This is a genomic window from Pseudomonas sp. GM48, from assembly GCF_000282335.1.
In the GTDB taxonomy this organism is placed as follows: Bacteria; Pseudomonadota; Gammaproteobacteria; order Pseudomonadales; family Pseudomonadaceae; genus Aquipseudomonas.
The window spans coordinates 43,233-62,014 of the sequence record NZ_AKJM01000051.1; the positions used below are offsets into that span (position 1 = coordinate 43,233).

The following is an 18,782-nucleotide window of genomic DNA, read 5'->3' on the forward strand; positions in this document are numbered from 1 at the left end:
TCAGGCAGCTGCTTTGGTAGCCGCTTCGATCTTACGTGTGATGTACCACTGTTGGGCGATCGACAGGCAGTTGTTCACAACCCAGTACAGCACCAGACCCGCCGGGAACCACAGGAAGAAGAAGGTGAAGATGATCGGCATCAGCTTCATCACCTTGGCCTGCATCGGATCTGGAGGAGTCGGGTTCAGCTGCTGCTGGATGAACATGGTTGCACCCATGATGATCGGCAGAATGAAGAACGGATCCTTGATCGACAGGTCAGTAATCCACAGCATGAACGGCGCCTGGCGCATTTCGACGCTTTCCAGCAGAACCCAGTACAGCGACAGGAAAACCGGCATCTGCACGAGGATTGGCAAGCAACCACCCAGCGGATTGATCTTCTCTTTCTTGTACAGCTCCATCATGGCTTGCGACATTTTCTGCCGGTCATCGCCATGTTGCTCTTTCAGCGCAGCCAGTTTCGGTGCCACTGCACGCATGCGCGCCATGGATTTGTAGCTGGCAGCCGACAGCGGGAAGAAAATCCCTTTGATCAGCATGGTCAGGAAGATGATCGACCAGCCCCAGTTACCCACAATGGCGTGGATATGTTGCAGCAACCAGAAGATCGGTTGGGCGATGAACCACAGAATGCCGTAGTCGACGGTCAATTCCAGACCTGGGGACAACTCTTTCAGCACGGCTTGGCTTTTCGGACCGGCGTACAGAACAGCGCTGGTTTCAGCCTTGGCACCCGGCGCAACACTCATCGATGGGCCGGTGTAGCCGATGATGTAGTTGCCTTTGCTGTCTTTACGGGTCTGGACGATGTTGTTTTCGCCCTTGGCCGGAATCCATGCGGTCACGAAGTAGTGCTGCAACCAGGCAACCCAACCGCCAGTGACGGTTTCCTTCAACGGCGCCTTGTCCATGTCCTTCATGGACACTTTCTTGTACGGCTCGGAACTTGTCCACAGGGCTGCGCCCAGGTAAGTCGCGGTACCGGTGGCGGTTGTGGAAGATGGATCGGCGCTGGCGTCACGCTTCAATTGCGCGAACATCGCACCCGTCCAGGGCTGAGCGCTCTGGTTGTCGATCAGGTAGGAAACGGTTACGTCATACAGGCCGCGTTTCAGGGTGAAACGCTTGATGTAGTTGACGCCGTCCTTGCTGAACTTCAGGTCCACGACCAATTGGTCCTGACCGTCAGCCAGTTGATAAACCTTCTTCTCCGAGGAATAAACCGGACGACCGGCAGAATTTGCATCCGGACCGTTGGTGCCGATCAGGCCGCTTTGCGCCAGATAAGTACGTTCACCACCGTTATCGAACAGCTGGAACGGAATTTCCGGGTGATCCTGACGACGCGGATACAGCGGCAGGGTCAGCTGGGCAACATCACCACCTTGTGGGTCGACAGCCAGGTCCAGTACATCCGTTTTGATCTGGATGAGGTCCTTGCTCACAGCCACCGGTGTTTCGGCAGGTGCGCTGGTGTCGCTTGCAGCACGTGGAATGTCGTCACTGGCGGAAGCGTTGGAGCCAGATGCCGTATCCGGCAGGCCCGATGCAGTCGTATTGGTGGCAACATTCTGAGTCGGCAGGGCAGCCTGGCCATAGTCCTGGTTCCATTTAAGAACCATAACGTAGGACACGATTGCCAGGGCGACGATCAGGATCGTGCGTTTGATATCCATGATTACTCGGCCATCGAAGAAGAACGGGAGGTAGGGATAGGTGGAACCGGGTCATAACCACCGGGATTCCACGGATGACAGCGACCTAAACGACGAAAGGTCAGCCAGCCACCGCGAAGAAAGCCATGATTTTCGATGGCTTCTAACGCGTAGCAGGAACAACTGGGGTAGAAACGACAGTGATCGGCCATCAGGGGACTAATGGCATAGCGATAAAACTGGATCGGAACGAGTGCCAGTTTACGCATCCGGACTGTCTACCCCTACAGGTTCGGTTTTGACTGCTGGTACCGGCGAACTGCGAGCCAGTCGTTTCCAGAGCTTGCCGAAATGCTGAATCAATTCGGGGTTTTCTACGTCACCCAAACCTTTGCGCGCGACGATAACAATGTCCCAGCCGACCAGTGAATCCTGGTTCAGGCGAAACGATTCGCGCATCAGACGTTTGAGGCGATTGCGCTCGACGGAGAGCTTTACGCTCTTTTTCCCGATAACCAACCCGAGACGGGGGTGATCAAGATCGTTGTTGCGCGCAAGGAGCAGGAGATTTTTCCCCGGAACCTTGCCGGTAGGGGAGTCAAAGACTGCCTTGAAATGCCGGGGAGTAAGCAGACGCTTTTCCCGACTGAAGTCCTGACTCACCTCCAGTGCCGGCTTATCAAACTGCCAGACGCGCACGACCTTTGGCGCGACGACGCGACAGTACGGCACGACCGTTCTTGGTAGCCATGCGAGCACGGAAACCGTGGGTACGAGCGCGTTTGATAGTGCTTGGTTGGAAAGTACGTTTCATTGTCGTGTTACCTGGTTCGTCCACAACGGGCCGGAATGGCCCCCGTTTTAAGAGACCGGGGATTCTAGAGAAAGCAAGCCTTCAGGTCAATTTCCAACCAGCGTTTCCTTATAAATAGATCTCCAGACGTTTTGCGCTGGGCAAACCGCCGGTAAATATAAAAATAAGAAAGGAAAGTATTTAAAGCTTTTTTGTAAAGCTTATAAAAGCTAGGCTCGCCACCTTCTGTGGATAAGTAGCTTCAGACCTTGTTTTACCTGATGTACAGAGAATGACAACTACAGTGGAAAACAGTGTTCAGCCTGTGCTGCGCTGTCGGATAACCTGTGTGTGGAAGGGCGGTTTATCCACAGGCCGGTTATCCACCGAGTTTCGCCCCCACTTGTGCAATGACCTTAAGCACGGTTATCCACAGAGCTTATGCACAGACCGCTGGTCGTCTTTTTTGCGTATAAATCGCTGATTCTTCTTGGTCGATGAACCACCTTCGTGTGGATAAGTCGGCGTCTGGTCGCTACAATGGCCGCTTGTTTTTGCCTCACCGGCTTTCAACTTAGGGGATATCCGTGTCAGTGGAACTTTGGCAGCAGTGCGTGGAGCTTTTGCGCGATGAGCTGCCTGCCCAACAATTCAACACTTGGATCCGTCCACTACAGGTCGAAGCCGAAGGCGACGAGTTGCGTGTCTATGCGCCCAATCGTTTTGTTCTGGACTGGGTCAACGAAAAATACCTGGGGCGTGTTCTCGAATTGCTCGATGAGCACGGCAATGGCATGGCGCCTGCGCTTTCCTTGTTAATAGGCAGCAAACGCAGCTCGGCACCCCGTGCTGCGCCTAATGCTCCCCTGGCTGCCGCGGCCTCCCAGGCTCAGGCCGCTCAAGCGCACGCCAGTCCGCCGCCGTCAGCACCAGCCGCCGCTTCGACCAAACGTGCCACGCAAAAAGTGACAGAGGTCACCGAGGAAGAACCTTCCCGTGACAGCTTCGATCCAATGGCCGGCGCCAGTTCGCAACAGGCCCCGGTTCGTGCCGAGCAACGTACCGTGCAGGTCGAAGGTGCGCTCAAGCACACCAGTTACCTGAACCGTACCTTTACCTTCGAGAACTTCGTTGAAGGTAAATCCAACCAGTTGGCGCGCGCCGCCGCCTGGCAGGTGGCTGACAACCCCAAGCACGGTTACAACCCGCTCTTCCTTTATGGTGGCGTCGGCCTGGGTAAAACCCACTTGATGCACGCTGTGGGTAACCATCTATTAAAGAAGAACCCGAATGCCAAGGTGGTGTACCTGCATTCCGAGCGCTTCGTGGCGGATATGGTCAAGGCCCTGCAACTGAACGCGATCAACGAGTTCAAGCGCTTCTACCGTTCGGTGGATGCGTTGCTGATCGATGACATTCAGTTCTTCGCCCGCAAAGAGCGTTCCCAGGAAGAGTTTTTCCACACCTTCAACGCCCTGCTCGAAGGTGGTCAGCAGGTCATTCTCACCAGTGACCGCTACCCGAAAGAAATCGAAGGCCTTGAAGAACGCCTCAAATCCCGCTTTGGCTGGGGCCTGACCGTAGCGGTCGAGCCGCCGGAGCTGGAAACCCGCGTGGCGATCCTGATGAAAAAGGCCGATCAGGCCAAAGTCGAGTTGCCTCACGACGCCGCGTTCTTCATTGCCCAGCGCATTCGCTCCAACGTCCGTGAGCTGGAAGGCGCGCTCAAACGCGTGATCGCCCACTCGCACTTCATGGGCCGCGATATCACCATCGAGCTGATTCGCGAATCCCTGAAGGACTTGTTGGCGTTGCAGGATAAACTGGTCTCTGTGGATAACATTCAGCGCACCGTCGCCGAGTACTACAAGATCAAGATCTCCGACTTGCTGTCCAAACGCCGTTCGCGTTCGGTCGCACGTCCGCGTCAGGTTGCAATGGCCTTGTCCAAAGAGTTGACTAACCACAGCCTGCCGGAAATCGGCGACGTGTTTGGCGGCCGCGACCATACGACTGTTTTGCACGCCTGCCGCAAGATCAACGAACTTAAGGAATCCGACGCGGACATCCGCGAGGACTACAAGAACCTGCTGCGTACACTGACCACTTGATGAACACCAGCGCAGCTAATTAAGGCAAGGGACTAGACCATGCATTTCACCATTCAACGCGAAGCCCTGTTGAAACCCCTGCAACTGGTCGCAGGCGTCGTCGAACGCCGCCAGACCTTGCCGGTGCTCTCCAACGTGCTGCTGGTTGTCGAAGGCCAGCAATTGTCGCTGACCGGTACCGACCTGGAAGTCGAGCTGGTTGGTCGTGTTCAACTCGAAGAGCCGGCAGATCCGGGTTCCATCACCGTGCCGGCACGCAAGCTGATGGACATCTGCAAAAGCCTGCCGAACGATGCGCTGATCGACATCAAGGTCGATGAGCAGAAGCTTGTGGTCAAAGCCGGCCGTAGCCGCTTTACCCTGTCGACACTGCCGGCCAACGACTTCCCTACCGTGGAAGAAGGCCCGGGCTCGCTGACCTGCAGCCTGGAGCAAAGCAAGCTGCGTCGTCTGATCGAGCGCACCAGCTTCGCCATGGCCCAGCAGGACGTGCGTTACTACCTCAACGGCATGCTGCTGGAAGTGTCCGCTGGCGTGATCCGCGCCGTAGCCACCGACGGTCACCGTCTGGCCATGTGCTCGATGCAGGCCGATATCGGCCAACCGGATCGTCACCAGGTCATCGTGCCGCGCAAAGGCATTCTTGAGCTGGCACGCCTGCTCACCGAGCCAGACGGCAATGTCAGCATCGTGCTGGGTCAGCACCACATCCGCGCCACCACCGGTGAGTTCACCTTCACCTCGAAACTGGTCGACGGCAAATTCCCGGACTACGAGCGTGTTCTGCCTAAAGGCGGCGATAAGCTGGTTCTGGGTGATCGCCAGGCGCTGCGCGAAGCGTTCAGCCGTACCGCGATTCTGTCCAACGAGAAGTACCGCGGTATCCGTCTGCAACTGGCTAGCGGTCAGCTGAAGATCCAGGCGAACAACCCGGAGCAGGAAGAAGCGGAAGAAGAAGTGGGCGTTGAATACAACGGTGGCTCTCTGGAAATCGGTTTCAACGTGAGCTACCTGCTCGACGTGCTGGGCGTGATGACCACCGAGCAGGTTCGCCTGATCCTGTCCGACTCCAACAGCAGTGCGCTGGTGCAGGAATCGGACAACGATGACTCGGCCTACGTTGTCATGCCGATGCGTCTGTAATCATGTTCAGCAGAAGCTAGATGTCCTTAAGTCGCGTCTCGGTCACCGCGGTGCGCAATCTGCACCCGGTGACCTTCTCCCCTTCCCCCCGCATCAATATTCTTTACGGCGCCAACGGCAGCGGCAAAACCAGTGTTCTGGAAGCCATCCATCTGCTGGGGCTTGCCCGTTCGTTTCGCAGCACCCGCCTGTTGCCGGTCATTCAATACGAACAACTGGCGTGCACGGTCTTTGGCCAGGTTGAGCTGGCGGAGGGTGGGCATAGCGCCTTGGGCATTTCGCGGGATCGCCAAGGCGAATTTCAGATCCGTATCGATGGCCAGAATGCCCGCAGCGCTGCGCAACTGGCCGAAATCTTGCCACTGCAACTAATCAATCCGGACAGTTTTCGATTGCTGGAAGGTGCGCCGAAGATTCGCCGACAGTTTCTCGACTGGGGCGTGTTCCACGTGGAACCACGCTTCATGTCAACCTGGCAGCGCTTGCAGAAGGCCCTGCGCCAGAGAAACTCTTGGCTGCGGCATGGTACACTTGACGCCGTTTCGCAAGCGGTTTGGGACAGGGAACTGTGCCAGGCCAGCGCTGAAATTGATGAATACCGCCGCGCTTATATCAAAGCCTTGAAACCAGTCTTTGAACAAACCTTGAGCGATCTGGTTGAGCTTGAAGGCTTGACGCTCAGCTATTACCGCGGCTGGGACAAGGATCGTGAGCTGAGTGCTGTGCTCGCCGGGTCTTTGCAGCGGGACCAGCAAATGGGGCATACCCAGGCCGGACCACAACGTGCTGATTTGCGTCTCAGACTGGGCGCGCACAACGCTGCGGACATCTTGTCCCGTGGCCAGCAGAAGTTGGTGGTTTGCGCATTGCGGATTGCCCAAGGGCACTTGGTCAGTCAGGCTCGACGCGGTCAGTGTATTTATCTGGTGGATGACTTGCCGTCCGAGCTGGACGAGCACCACCGTCGCGCCCTTTGCCGCTTGTTGGAAGACTTACGCTGCCAGGTCTTTATCACCTGTGTAGATCACGAATTATTGAGGGAAGGCTGGCAGACGGAAACGCCAGTCGCTCTGTTCCACGTGGAACAGGGCCGTATCACCCAGACCCACGACCATCGGGAGTGAAGGCATTGAGCGAAGAAAATACGTACGACTCAACGAGCATTAAAGTGCTGAAAGGCCTGGATGCCGTACGCAAACGTCCCGGTATGTATATAGGTGACACCGACGATGGCAGCGGTCTGCACCACATGGTTTTCGAGGTGGTCGATAACTCGATCGACGAAGCGCTCGCCGGCTACTGCGACGACATCAGCATTATCATCCACCCGGATGAGTCCATCACCGTTCGCGACAACGGCCGTGGCATCCCGGTAGACGTGCATAAAGAAGAAGGCGTTTCGGCAGCCGAGGTCATCATGACCGTGCTGCACGCCGGCGGTAAATTCGACGACAACTCCTACAAGGTTTCCGGCGGTCTGCACGGTGTGGGTGTGTCGGTAGTTAACGCCCTGTCGGAAGAGCTGGTCCTGACCGTTCGCCGTAGCGGCAAGATCTGGGAACAGACTTACGTCCACGGTGTTCCGCAAGAGCCGATGAAAATCGTCGGCGACTCCGAAACCACCGGTACCCAGATTCACTTCAAGGCTTCCAGCGAAACCTTCAAGAACATCCACTTCAGCTGGGACATCCTGGCCAAGCGGATTCGTGAACTGTCCTTCCTCAACTCCGGTGTCGGCATCGTCCTCAAGGACGAGCGTAGCGGCAAGGAAGAGCTGTTCAAGTATGAAGGCGGTCTGCGTGCGTTCGTTGAATACCTGAACACCAACAAGACTCCGGTCAACCAGGTCTTCCACTTCAACATCCAGCGTGAAGACGGCATCGGCGTGGAAATCGCCCTGCAGTGGAACGACAGCTTCAACGAGAACCTGTTGTGCTTCACCAACAACATTCCACAGCGCGACGGCGGTACTCACCTGGTGGGTTTCCGTTCCGCACTGACGCGTAACCTCAACACCTACATCGAAGCAGAAGGCCTGGCGAAGAAGCACAAAGTCGCCACCACCGGTGACGATGCCCGTGAAGGCCTGACCGCGATCATTTCGGTGAAGGTGCCGGATCCGAAGTTCAGCTCCCAGACCAAAGACAAGCTGGTTTCTTCCGAAGTGAAGACCGCGGTCGAACAGGAAATGGGCAAGTACTTCTCCGACTTCCTGCTGGAAAACCCGAACGAAGCCAAACTGGTCGTCGGCAAGATGATCGACGCGGCCCGTGCCCGTGAAGCGGCGCGTAAAGCCCGCGAGATGACTCGCCGCAAAGGCGCGCTGGATATCGCCGGTCTGCCGGGCAAACTGGCCGACTGCCAGGAAAAGGACCCTGCCCTTTCCGAACTGTACCTCGTGGAAGGTGACTCCGCGGGCGGCTCTGCCAAGCAGGGACGTAACCGCAAGACCCAAGCGATTCTGCCCCTCAAGGGTAAAATCCTGAACGTCGAGAAGGCACGCTTCGACAAGATGATCTCTTCCCAGGAAGTGGGCACCTTGATCACCGCGCTGGGCTGCGGCATCGGTCGCGAAGAATACAACATCGACAAGCTGCGCTATCACAACATCATCATCATGACCGATGCTGACGTCGACGGTTCGCACATCCGTACCCTGCTGCTGACCTTCTTCTTCCGTCAATTGCCGGAGCTGATCGAGCGTGGCTACATCTACATCGCTCAGCCGCCGCTGTACAAAGTGAAGAAAGGCAAGCAAGAGCAATACATCAAAGACGACGACGCCATGGAAGAGTACATGACGCAGTCGGCCCTGGAAGATGCGAGCCTGCACCTGAACGAGGAAGCACCGGGTATCTCCGGCGAAGCCCTTGAGCGTCTGGTGAATGACTTCCGTCTGGTGATGAAGACCCTCAAGCGTCTGTCGCGCCTGTACCCGCAGGAACTGACCGAGCACTTCATCTACCTGCCAGCGGTCAGCATGGATCAACTGTCCGATCACGCAGCGATGCAGGATTGGCTGGCCCAGTACGAAGTGCGTCTGCGCACCGTCGAAAAGTCGGGTCTGGTCTACAAGGCCAGCCTGCGTGAAGATCGTGAGCGTAACGTCTGGCTGCCAGAGGTCGAACTGATCTCCCACGGCCTGTCGAACTACGTCACCTTCAACCGCGACTTCTTCGGCAGCAATGATTACAAGACCGTGGTTTCCCTGGGCGCTCAACTGAGCACCTTGCTGGACGACGGCGCGTACATCCAGCGTGGCGAACGCCGTAAATCGGTCACCGAGTTCAAGGAAGCCCTTGAGTGGTTGATGGCCGAAAGCACCAAGCGCCACACCATCCAGCGATACAAAGGTCTGGGCGAGATGAACCCGGATCAGCTGTGGGAAACCACTATGGACCCGGGCTCGCGCCGCATGCTCAAAGTGACCATCGAAGACGCCATTGGCGCGGACCAGATCTTCAACACCCTGATGGGTGATGCGGTCGAACCTCGCCGTGACTTCATCGAAAGCAACGCCCTGGCGGTATCCAACCTGGACTTCTGATCCCGGTCGGCGCCAACGAAAAGGCCAATGCATTTGCATTGGCCTTTTTTATTGCCTGCGATTCACTCGCTTGCCGATGTGACACTCTCCAACCGATACCCATACCCATAAATCGTCAGCAATTGCCAACCACGATCCGCCGTCAGCCCAAGTTTGTTGCGCAGGCGATAGATGTGGGTGTCCAGCGGCCGGGACGACGACATTTCTTCATGGGGCCAGAGTCGTTCGTAGAGGTAATCCCGCGACAGCGGTCGACCGAGGTTGCTGAACAGGCAATGCGCCAGGCGGTATTCGCGTTCGGTCATGACGATTGGTTTGCCGTCGCGAGTGACGGTCAGTTCGGCGTCGTCGAATACCAGATCATTGAAGCTCAACCCTTCAGCAGCCGTGCGCTGCTGGCCATGTCGGCGCAGCACCGCGCCCACACGGGCTTTGAGTTCATTGGGGCGGAACGGTTTGCTGACATAGTCGTCGGCGCCGGCGTTCAGGGCCTGAACGATATCGCTCTCGCCATCGCGACTGGTGAGCATGATGGCCGCAGGCGGCGCTTCCATGTGTTGACGGGTCCATAGCAGCAATGACAAACCCGTGAGTTCGGGCAATTGCCAGTCGAGGATCAGCAGGTCGAAGGTTTCACGACGCAGTTGGTGCAACAGGTCTTCGGCTCGTTCGAAGCTGTGCAGCGACCACGGCTGTTCCCCGGCTTCGGCCATTTGTTGCAGGGTTTGTTCGACCCGGCGCAGTTCGGCGGGCTCATCGTCCAGTATCGCAACGCGCATACACGGTGATTCCTTGTTGCTTGGGCTGCTCTTTATCGACGATAGCGGCTCAATCGGCACAGTGAAAGCAAGCGGCTCGCCGTTGGTCGACCTCCGCTATGCTTTTTGGGGTCTACGTCCTCAAGCCGGCAATCTATGAACCCTTTTATCCCACCCTGCCCTGTTCCCCATGGATAACCTACGCCACCCTGAAAGTCGCGAGCCGAGCCAGGTTGAGCGGTTGTTTCGGCAATTGGTGCGTGAATGGTTGTGGATAAGCCTGGTGCTGTTGCCACTGACTGCGCTGTTGTCCTATCGCGCTCAGGTCAATCTGCAAGACGCCTCGCCAGGCTTGAGCGCGTTGCTGTCGATTGGCTTGCTGACGTGGGTTCTCGGGCTGCTGCTGTGGCGCCCGCGATTGGCGCTCTGGCTGACGTTGACTGGCATCGCTTGTACGTTGCTGATCAGCGCCGGCCTCGCGGAGCTGCAGAGATGGTGGTCGCCGACACCGGCGGCGTTAGGCATGCTGTTCGGTTATCTGATCTGGAACTGGCGTCGCCTTAGTGTGGTGCTTACCTATTTTGGTTGGGAGCTCGCGCGACTGGACAGTGAGCCAAAGGTTTTTCCGGAGCGTCGTCGTGTTCCGTTTCCCGGTGGCGATCGCCTGCAAAGGCAGATCATGGCCCTCGAACAAGCCATGAGCCGGGCTCGCGATACACATCGGTTCATCTCCGACGGCCTGGAGTACCTGCCGGTGGCCACGATGATCAGCGATCCCCACGGACAGATTTTGCTTGGCAACCGTAAGGCCCGGGACCTGTTTGGCGGAGAGTTGGTCGGTGATGATGTGCTTCAGCGCCTGGTGCAGCTTGGCTACCCGGATTTGACTCGCGAGCGGGGGTCGCCTTTGTCGACGCTGCCACTGATGGAGTTTCGCGACCTCAAGGAACGCAGCCTGCGACTGGAGCGTGCCGAGTTGTTACCGGTAGACGGGGAAACCCCGGTCGGCTGGTTGTGGAGCCTGACGGACCTGAGTGTCGAACGTGACGCGGAAGAGCAGCGCGCTGTCCTGTTGCGTTTTTTGTCCCATGACCTGCGGGCGCCCCACTCGGCCATCCTCGCGCTACTCGATGTACATCGCCATCAGGTAGGCGGTGATCTGCAACTCTTCGATCAAATCGAACGGCAGGTGCGCCGGGCACTGGAGCTGACCGATGGCTTCGCCCAACTGGCGAGGGCCGAGTCCGAGGCTTATCAGTTTCAGCCGAGCCTGTTTGCGATGCTGGTGCTGGATGTGTTCGATCAGGCGTTGCCCATCGCGCAGTTGAAACAGATCGAACTGGTTCATCAAGTGGAAGAAGAGGCACAGGAAAGCCTGGTCCTGGCGGATCAGGCACTGTTGACCCGGGCATTGTTCAACCTGTTGGAAAATGCCATCAAGTACAGTGTTTCAGGCACTCGCATCCGTTTGCGCGTCAGTCAAAGCGGCGGCTGGCTGATCTGCGAGCTCATCGATCAGGGTAAAGGCATCGCCTCTGAGGAGTTACCCGAATTGTTTAGCCAGTACCGGCGCTTTTCTTCCGCCCAGGGTATCGATGGGGTGGGGTTGGGATTGTCGATGGTCAAAGCCGTTGTGGATCGACATGGCGGGCGAATCGAGTGTCAGAGCGAGGTGGGTTTTGGCACGACATTCAGGCTGCAATTTCCGCTGCTTATAGAATGAAAGCAAACGATCCAGGTCGACAGTCAGCGATTGTTTCGGGCATAAAAAAACCGGCTATATCAGCCGGTTTTTTTACGTCCAAAAAAAACTTATGCACGTTTTTATGGTTTTTATCATTTTATTAAATATGTAAAAAAATCATAAAGTTACGTACAAAAAACAACGCTTTTCAATGAAACGGTACACAGGTTATCCACAGAATCTCAGACAGCCACCTGATCGTTTGAAACCGGCGCTTGCGGAGCCGGAGGCAGCGAGCCCATTTCCCGTTGCATTTGCTCGTTCCATGCCTGAACCCGATCGTTCAATTCAGCAATGGCTCGCGGCCCTGTGCCTTCGGCATACATCGGTGCGCCGATGATCACAGTGATGACGCCCTGCTTCTTCGCCCAACCGGTTTTCGGCCAGAATTTGCCGGCGTTGTGCGCAATCGGCAGCACCGGCAATTCGGCGTTGACCGCCAATGCGCTGCCGCCGCGCGAGAACTTTCCGATGGTGCCGAAAGGAACACGCGTGCCTTCGGGGAAGATCAGCACCCAGACGTTGTCCTTGAGCAGTTCATCGCCCTTCTTCGCGACATGCTTGAGTGCGGCTTTCGGGTTGTCGCGATCGATAGCGATCGGTCGCAGCATGGCCATGGCCCAACCGAAGAACGGCACATAGAGCAATTCACGTTTGAGCACCTGGCTCAGTGGCGAGAAGTAGGCAGAGAGAAAGAACGTCTCCCACGTGCTCTGGTGGTTCGACTGAATGACGCAAGGCCGTTCAGGTACGTTTTCGGCACCCTTCACTTCGTAGCGGATACCCAGAAACACTTTGCTCAGCCACAAGGCGCAGCGGCACCAGTACACGTTGATAAAGCGATAACGTGCCTTGAAGGGCAGAAACGGCGCGATAAAAAAGCTCAGGCTGCACCACAGCAAGGAGCTGGTGCCCAGCAGCAGGTAAAAGAGGAAGGTTCTGATGGCCTGCAGTATCGACATGGTGACGGTTACCGTGCGGGCTTTGCCCGTCTATATAAAGCGCCCTCCCGATCACTCCCTGGTCAGGAGTCTCGAAAACGCTCTAATTGTGGATAAGTTCTGCGGCAATCGCCGCCAGATCGTCAAAAATCAAGGTGCCTGCCGGTAAGGTTTTGCCCAAGGTTTTTTCGCCTTTTCCGGTCTTTACCAAAACTGGCTGTGAATCGACGGCTTTAGCGGCTTCCAGGTCACCAAGGCTATCGCCGACGAACCATAGATTAGTCAGCGATACGTTGTAATGTGCGGCGATGTTTTTCAACATCCCGGGTTTCGGCTTGCGACAATCGCAGCCTTCGTCCGGCCCGTGCGGGCAGTAGACGATCAGGCCGACTTCACCACCCTGCTCCGCCACCAGTGCGCGCAAGCGCTCGTGCATGGCGTCCAGGGTGGCGAGGTCGTAATAGCCGCGAGCGATGCCCGACTGGTTGGTAGCGACCGCTACCGTCCAGCCGGCCTTGCTCAACTGCGCGATGGCTTCGATCGAACCGGGGAGCGGAATCCACTCCTCCACCGACTTGATGTAGGCGTCGGAGTCGTAATTGATCACTCCGTCCCGATCGAGAATCAGCAGTTTCAACAGCAATCCCTCAACCCAGCAGTGAAATGTCGGCGACGCCGAGGAACAACCCACGCAGACGCGCCAGCAACGCATAACGGTTGGCGCGGACTTTTGCGTCCTCCGCGTTGACCATCACGGCTTCGAAGAACGCATCCACCGGCTCGCGCAGGGCAGCCAGGCGTGCCAGCGATTCGCTGTACTGACGCGAGGCGGCCATTGGCTGTACAGCCTGGTCAGCCTGCTGGATCGCCGAGTACAGGGAGAACTCGTTGGCATTGTCGAAGTACTTGGCTTCTACGACGGTAGGCACCGAGCCCTCGACCTTGCTCAGCAGGTTCGACACACGCTTGTTCACCGCGGCCAGGGCAGCGGCTTCCGGCAATTTGCGGAAGGCCTCTACCGCTTGCACGCGCTGGTCGAAGTCCAGGGCCGAGCCTGGCTTCAGGGCACGTACCGACAGGTAGGTCGCGACGTCGACGCCTTCGTCTTCGTAACGGGCACGCAGACGGTCGAAGATGAATTCCAGCACCGAGTCGTTGAGACCGGCAGCCTTGACCTTGGCACCGAACGCGTCCACGGCGAAGGCCACGGCGTCGGTCAGGTCCAGGTCCAGTTGCTTCTCGATCAGGATGCGTAACACGCCCAGTGCGGCACGGCGCAGGGCATACGGGTCTTTGCTGCCGGTTGGCAGCATGCCGATACCGAAGATACCCACGAGGGTGTCCAGTTTGTCGGCAATGGCCACGGCCGCACCGGTCAGGGTGGACGGCAGTTCAGCGCCGGCACCGCGCGGCATGTACTGCTCGTTCAGGGCCAGGGCGACGTCTTCCGGCTCGCCGTCGTTGAGGGCGTAGTAGTAACCGGCGACACCTTGCATCTCCGGGAACTCGCCGACCATTTCAGTCGCCAGGTCGCACTTCGACAGCAGGCCCGCACGAGCGGCCCAAGCAGCGTTGCCGCCGATGCGCTGAGCGATGAACGCAGCCAGTCTGGAAACGCGCTCGGCCTTGTCGTAGACGCTACCGAGTTTTTCCTGGAACACCACGTTTTGCAGGCGCTGGTTGAAGTCTTCGAGTTTCTGCTTCTTGTCTTGCTTGAAGAAGAACTCGGCGTCGGTCAGGCGTGGGCGAACCACTTTCTCGTTACCGGCGATGATCTGCTGCGGGTCTTTGCTTTCGATGTTGGCCACGGTAATGAAACGTGGCAGCAACTTGCCGTCGGCGTCCAGCAGGCAGAAGTACTTCTGGTTGTCCTGCATGGTGGTGATCAGGGCTTCTTGTGGTACGTCGAGGAAGCGTTCCTCGAATGAGCACACCAGCGGCACCGGCCATTCGACCAGCGCAGTCACTTCATCGAGCAGCGCAGGCGGAACGATAGCCGTGCCTTCCTGGCGGGTGGCCAGCTCTTCGGTGCGCTTGCTGATGATGTCGCGACGCTCATTGGCGTCGGCCAAAACGTAGGCGGCACGCAGGTCGGCCAGGTAGCTGGACGGCGAACCGATGCGCACGCTTTCCGGGTGATGGAAGCGGTGACCACGGGAATCGCGACCGGCCTTCTGGGCGAGGATGGTGCAATCGATGACTTGGTCACCCAGCAGCATCACCAGCCATTGGGTCGGACGCACGAACTCTTCTTTGCGCGCACCCCAACGCATGCGTTTCGGGATCGGAAGGTCGTTCAGGGAATCTTCGACGATGGTCGGCAGCAGGCTCGCGGTCGGCTTGCCGGCGATGCTTTGGCTGTAGCGCAGTTTCGGGCCGCTCTGATCGATTTCGCTCAGCTCGACGCCGCACTTCTTGGCAAAACCCAGGGCCGCTTGGGTCGGGTTGCCTTCGGCATCGAACGCGGCCTGACGTGGCGGGCCGTCGAGGTTGATGCTGCGATCCGGCTGCTGGGTGGCCAGTGCGGTGATCAGCACGGCCAGGCGGCGCGGCGCGGCATAAACGGTTTTGGTCTCGTAGTTCAGGCCGGCAGCTTGCAGGCCCTTGTCGATACCGGCGAGGAACGCCTCGGCCAGGGTGTTCAGGGCTTTGGGTGGCAGTTCTTCAGTGCCCAGTTCAACCAGAAAATCCAGAGCACTCATTGTGCAGCCTCCAGCTTGGCCAGTACTTCATCACGCAGGTCCGGGGTCGCCATCGGGAAGCCCAGCTTGGCGCGAGCCAGCAAGTAGGCTTGCGCAACGGAACGCGCCAGGGTGCGTACACGCAGGATGTATTGCTGACGCGCGGTCACCGAGATTGCCCGGCGCGCATCCAGCAGGTTGAAGGTATGGGAGGCCTTCAACACCATTTCGTAGCTCGGCAATGGCAGCGGCTGGTCGAGCTCGATCAGGCGCTTGGCTTCGCTTTCGTAGAAATCGAACAATTCGAACAGCTTCTCGACGTTGGCGTGTTCGAAGTTGTAGGTCGACTGCTCCACTTCGTTCTGGTGAAACACGTCGCCGTAGGTCACCTTGCCGAACGGACCGTCAGCCCAGACCAGGTCGTAGACCGAGTCCACGCCTTGCAGGTACATGGCCAGACGCTCGAGACCGTAAGTGATCTCGCCGGTTACCGGGTAGCACTCGATGCCGCCCGCTTGCTGGAAGTAGGTGAACTGGGTCACTTCCATGCCGTTGAGCCAGACTTCCCAGCCCAGACCCCAGGCGCCGAGGGTCGGCGATTCCCAGTTGTCTTCGACGAAACGGATGTCGTGCACCAATGGGTCCAGGCCCACGTGCTTGAGCGAGCCCAGGTACAGCTCCTGGAAGTTGTCCGGGTTCGGCTTCAGGACGACCTGGAACTGGTAGTAGTGCTGCAGACGGTTCGGGTTTTCGCCGTAGCGGCCGTCAGTCGGACGGCGGCTTGGCTGCACGTAGGCGGCGTTCCAGGTTTCCGGGCCGATGGCGCGCAGGAATGTTGCAGTGTGGAAAGTGCCGGCGCCTACTTCCATATCGTAGGGCTGAAGTACCACACAACCTTGCTCGGCCCAGTATTGCTGGAGGGCGAGGATCAAGTCTTGGAAGGTACGCACGGCTGGCGTAGGCTGGCTCACGAAATTCACCTGTTTCTTGGGCTGCGATTTAAAGAGCGGGAGTATACCCGATTCATTGCTGCGCACGCCCCCTGGAGCCTTATGCCACGCTGCTTTTGGTGTTCCGAAGATCCGCTGTACATGGCTTATCACGATCAGGAGTGGGGCACGCCGCTACGCGATGCGCAGGGATTGTTCGAGTTGCTTTTGCTCGAAGGGTTCCAGGCCGGGCTTTCCTGGATCACCGTGCTGCGCAAACGCGAGCATTATCGTCAGGTGATGTTCGGTTTTGATGTCCAGCGCGTGGCGCAGATGAGCGATGCCGAAATCGACGAATTGATGCTCGATCCGGGCATCATCCGCAATCGCCTCAAGCTCAATGCGGCCCGGCGCAATGCCCAGGCCTGGCTGGCGCTGGAGGACCCGGTGGCGTTTCTCTGGTCGTTTGTCGGTGGCACGCCTGTGATCAATCATTTCAAGGATCGCAGCGAAGTGCCGGCCGTGACGCCGACCGCCGTGGAAATGAGCAAAGGCCTGAAAAAAGCTGGTTTCACGTTCGTCGGGCCGACCATTTGCTACGCGCTGATGCAGGCCTCGGGCATGGTCATGGATCACACCCGGGACTGCGACCGCTACGCGCAGTTGGCGAACGGCGGTTAGAATGGCCGCCTCGCGCACAGCACAAGATCAGGAGTGAACTGTGGATAAGTTGAAAGGCGCCTTGCTGGTAGGCGCTCTGCGGCTGTTTGCCCTGCTTCCGTGGTGGGCGGTGCAGGCCGTGGGCTCGGCGATTGGCTGGGTCATGTGGAAAACCCCGAACCGTTCCCGCGACGTGGTACGGATCAATCTGTCCAAGTGCTTTCCGGAGATGGACCCCGTCGAGCGTGAGCTTTTGGTGGGCCAGAGCCTCAAAGACATCGGCAAGTCCCTGACCGAAAGCGCCTGCGCGTGGATCTGGCCGGCCCAGCGCTCCATCGACCTGGTGCGCGAGGTCGAAGGCCTCGATGTGTTGAAAGACGCCCTCGCCTCCGGCAAAGGCGTGGTCGGCATCACCAGCCACCTGGGCAACTGGGAAGTGCTCAACCACTTCTATTGCAGCCAGTGCAAACCGATCATTTTCTATCGTCCGCCGAAATTGAAGGCGGTGGATGAATTGCTGCAAAAGCAGCGGGTGCAACTGGGTAACAAGGTCGCTGCTTCCACCAAAGAAGGCATCCTCAGTGTCATCAAGGAAGTGCGTAAAGGTGGTGCAGTGGGCATTCCCGCCGACCCGGAACCGGCCGAATCCGCCGGGATCTTCGTGCCATTCTTCGCCACCCAGGCACTGACCAGCAAATTCGTACCGAACATGCTCGCCGGCGGCAAAGCGGTCGGCGTGTTCCTGCACGCACTGCGCTTGCCCGACGGTTCCGGCTACAAGGTCATCCTGGAAGCTGCGCCCGAGGCCATGTACAGCACCGATACCGCGCAGTCCTGCGCGGCCATGAGCCAGGTGGTCGAGCGCTATGTTCGGGCGTATCCGAGCCAGTACATGTGGAGCATGAAGCGCTTCAAGAAGCGTCCACCGGGTGAAGAGCGCTGGTACTGACTTACTTGGCACACTCTGTGGATAACCTTGTAGGAGTGAGCTTGCTCGCGATGGACGTTAACGATGATGTGGGCTGCCTGGCTGAACGCGGCGCCCTTGCATCCATCGCGAGCAAGCTCGCTCCTACACGTGTCCACCACCCGTTCTCAAGGGCGCACAAGATGTCCGAACACCGCAAATCATTTCGCATCAAGATCAGTCACGAAAGCATCGGCGATTGCCTGGGCCAGACGCGCAACCTGTCGACCACCGGCGTTTACGTCAAGCATCCGCTACTGTCGGCGCTGCCCCGGGGCGCGGTGGTCTACGGGCAGGTGCAGGACTTACCCACAGGCGCGCCGCGGGTGCGCATGGAAGTGGTGCTGGTGGATGCCGAGGGCATCGGTTTGCGTTATCTCTGATCAGTGCGCCTGACGCTCAAGCTTCTTCAGGAACACTGTCATTTCCTTCTCTGCCTGCTTGTCGCCATGGCCGCGAGCAGCTTCCAGGCCTTGTTCCCAAGCCAGCCGCGCGGCCGCAAAGTCCGCCAGCGCCAGATGGGCCTTGCCCAGTAGTTTCCACGCCGCCGAATACTTCGGATCGAATTCGACGCAGCGCTGAAAATGCTCCACAGCCTTGGCGTTCTCCCCCAGATCCAGATAGCCCTTGCCCAGGCCGAAGCGCAGCAAAGAGTTATCCACACCCTTGGCGAGCATTTTTTCCAGGGATTCGATCATGGACACTTTTCCTTTGAGAGTAGAAAGCTCTGTGGCGAGGGAGCTTGCTCCCGCTCGAGCGCGAAGCGGTCGCCTATGAGCTACTTGGCTATGTCTGATAAACCGCGATCAGAGGTTTTGCGACTGCTGCGCAGCCGAGCGGGAGCAAGCT

At 58.1% G+C, this 18,782-nt stretch carries 18 protein-coding genes; 8 read left to right on the top strand and 10 right to left on the bottom strand.

Features of this window, described 5'->3' with window-relative positions; translation table 11 throughout:
• The 4 genes from yidC to rpmH are packed head-to-tail and all read right to left on the bottom strand — an operon-like array spanning window position 1 to window position 2,473.
• Complete coding sequence (gene yidC / locus PMI28_RS19125; RefSeq protein ID WP_007985062.1) at window positions 1-1,680, bottom strand: membrane protein insertase YidC; 1,680 nt, start codon at window positions 1,678-1,680, stop codon at window positions 1-3.
• Window positions 1,681-1,682: 2 nt separating this feature from the next.
• On the bottom strand, window positions 1,683-1,928 hold the full coding sequence (gene yidD / locus PMI28_RS29490) for a membrane protein insertion efficiency factor YidD (RefSeq protein WP_081501401.1): 246 nt from the start codon (window positions 1,926-1,928) through the stop codon (window positions 1,683-1,685).
• Window positions 1,921-2,322, bottom strand: a complete 402-nt coding sequence (gene rnpA, locus PMI28_RS19120; RefSeq protein WP_033063215.1) for a ribonuclease P protein component — start codon at window positions 2,320-2,322, stop codon at window positions 1,921-1,923. Before rnpA ends, yidD begins: the two co-directional genes overlap by 8 nt.
• A gap of 16 nt (window positions 2,323-2,338) precedes the next feature.
• The gene (rpmH, locus tag PMI28_RS29495) at window positions 2,339-2,473 is read right to left on the bottom strand and encodes a 50S ribosomal protein L34 (protein ID WP_003213577.1); all 135 of its coding nucleotides are present in this window, start codon (window positions 2,471-2,473) and stop codon (window positions 2,339-2,341) included.
• 566 nt (window positions 2,474-3,039) lie between these two features.
• Between rpmH and dnaA the strand changes: the two genes are divergently transcribed.
• The 4 genes from dnaA to gyrB are packed head-to-tail and all read left to right on the top strand — an operon-like array spanning window position 3,040 to window position 9,253.
• Window positions 3,040-4,563, top strand: coding sequence for a chromosomal replication initiator protein DnaA (dnaA, locus tag PMI28_RS19115; protein ID WP_007985066.1), 1,524 nt, complete (start codon window positions 3,040-3,042; stop codon window positions 4,561-4,563).
• Between the two features lie 39 nt (window positions 4,564-4,602).
• The gene (gene dnaN, locus PMI28_RS19110) at window positions 4,603-5,706 is read left to right on the top strand and encodes a DNA polymerase III subunit beta (protein ID WP_007969885.1); all 1,104 of its coding nucleotides are present in this window, start codon (window positions 4,603-4,605) and stop codon (window positions 5,704-5,706) included.
• Between the two features lie 20 nt (window positions 5,707-5,726).
• Window positions 5,727-6,830 (top strand): DNA replication/repair protein RecF, encoded by a 1,104-nt coding sequence (recF, locus tag PMI28_RS19105; RefSeq protein ID WP_007985068.1) that lies wholly within the window; start codon window positions 5,727-5,729, stop codon window positions 6,828-6,830.
• 5 nt (window positions 6,831-6,835) lie between these two features.
• Window positions 6,836-9,253: a DNA topoisomerase (ATP-hydrolyzing) subunit B gene (gene gyrB / locus PMI28_RS19100; RefSeq protein WP_007985070.1), complete on the top strand. Its 2,418-nt coding sequence runs from the start codon at window positions 6,836-6,838 to the stop codon at window positions 9,251-9,253.
• Window positions 9,254-9,315: 62 nt separating this feature from the next.
• Here gyrB and PMI28_RS19095 read toward each other — a convergent pair whose 3' ends face one another.
• On the bottom strand, window positions 9,316-10,032 hold the full coding sequence (locus PMI28_RS19095) for a response regulator transcription factor (RefSeq protein WP_007985072.1): 717 nt from the start codon (window positions 10,030-10,032) through the stop codon (window positions 9,316-9,318).
• A 169-nt stretch (window positions 10,033-10,201) separates the two neighbouring features.
• On the opposite strand from PMI28_RS19095, the gene PMI28_RS19090 reads away from it, so the two are divergent.
• Window positions 10,202-11,734 carry a sensor histidine kinase gene (locus tag PMI28_RS19090; protein WP_007985074.1) on the top strand — a complete coding sequence of 511 codons (1,533 nt, stop codon included), beginning with the start codon at window positions 10,202-10,204 and terminating at the stop codon, window positions 11,732-11,734.
• Between the two features lie 203 nt (window positions 11,735-11,937).
• Here the strand turns inward: PMI28_RS19090 and PMI28_RS19085 are convergent, their stop codons facing one another.
• From PMI28_RS19085 to glyQ, 4 genes are all read right to left on the bottom strand, one after another.
• Window positions 11,938-12,717, bottom strand: coding sequence for a lysophospholipid acyltransferase family protein (locus tag PMI28_RS19085; protein WP_007985076.1), 780 nt, complete (start codon window positions 12,715-12,717; stop codon window positions 11,938-11,940).
• A gap of 82 nt (window positions 12,718-12,799) precedes the next feature.
• Window positions 12,800-13,339: a D-glycero-beta-D-manno-heptose 1,7-bisphosphate 7-phosphatase gene (gene gmhB / locus PMI28_RS19080; RefSeq protein ID WP_177318960.1), complete on the bottom strand. Its 540-nt coding sequence runs from the start codon at window positions 13,337-13,339 to the stop codon at window positions 12,800-12,802.
• 4 nt (window positions 13,340-13,343) lie between these two features.
• Window positions 13,344-15,398, bottom strand: coding sequence for a glycine--tRNA ligase subunit beta (gene glyS / locus PMI28_RS19075; protein ID WP_007985081.1), 2,055 nt, complete (start codon window positions 15,396-15,398; stop codon window positions 13,344-13,346).
• On the bottom strand, window positions 15,395-16,348 hold the full coding sequence (gene glyQ / locus PMI28_RS19070) for a glycine--tRNA ligase subunit alpha (RefSeq protein ID WP_003213601.1): 954 nt from the start codon (window positions 16,346-16,348) through the stop codon (window positions 15,395-15,397). The genes glyS and glyQ overlap by 4 nt, the downstream gene beginning before the upstream one ends.
• Before the next feature lie 81 nt (window positions 16,349-16,429).
• Between glyQ and PMI28_RS19065 the strand changes: the two genes are divergently transcribed.
• From PMI28_RS19065 to PMI28_RS0128410, 3 genes are all read left to right on the top strand, one after another.
• The gene (locus PMI28_RS19065) at window positions 16,430-16,987 is read left to right on the top strand and encodes a DNA-3-methyladenine glycosylase I (protein ID WP_007985082.1); all 558 of its coding nucleotides are present in this window, start codon (window positions 16,430-16,432) and stop codon (window positions 16,985-16,987) included.
• Between the two features lie 40 nt (window positions 16,988-17,027).
• Window positions 17,028-17,915 (top strand): lysophospholipid acyltransferase, encoded by an 888-nt coding sequence (locus PMI28_RS19060; RefSeq protein WP_007985084.1) that lies wholly within the window; start codon window positions 17,028-17,030, stop codon window positions 17,913-17,915.
• Between the two features lie 161 nt (window positions 17,916-18,076).
• Window positions 18,077-18,316: a hypothetical protein gene (locus PMI28_RS0128410; protein ID WP_033063212.1), complete on the top strand. Its 240-nt coding sequence runs from the start codon at window positions 18,077-18,079 to the stop codon at window positions 18,314-18,316.
• Here PMI28_RS0128410 and PMI28_RS19055 read toward each other — a convergent pair whose 3' ends face one another.
• On the bottom strand, window positions 18,317-18,631 hold the full coding sequence (locus PMI28_RS19055; RefSeq protein ID WP_007985089.1) for a tetratricopeptide repeat protein: 315 nt from the start codon (window positions 18,629-18,631) through the stop codon (window positions 18,317-18,319). It lies immediately after the preceding gene.
• Window positions 18,632-18,782 lie beyond the last annotated feature (151 nt).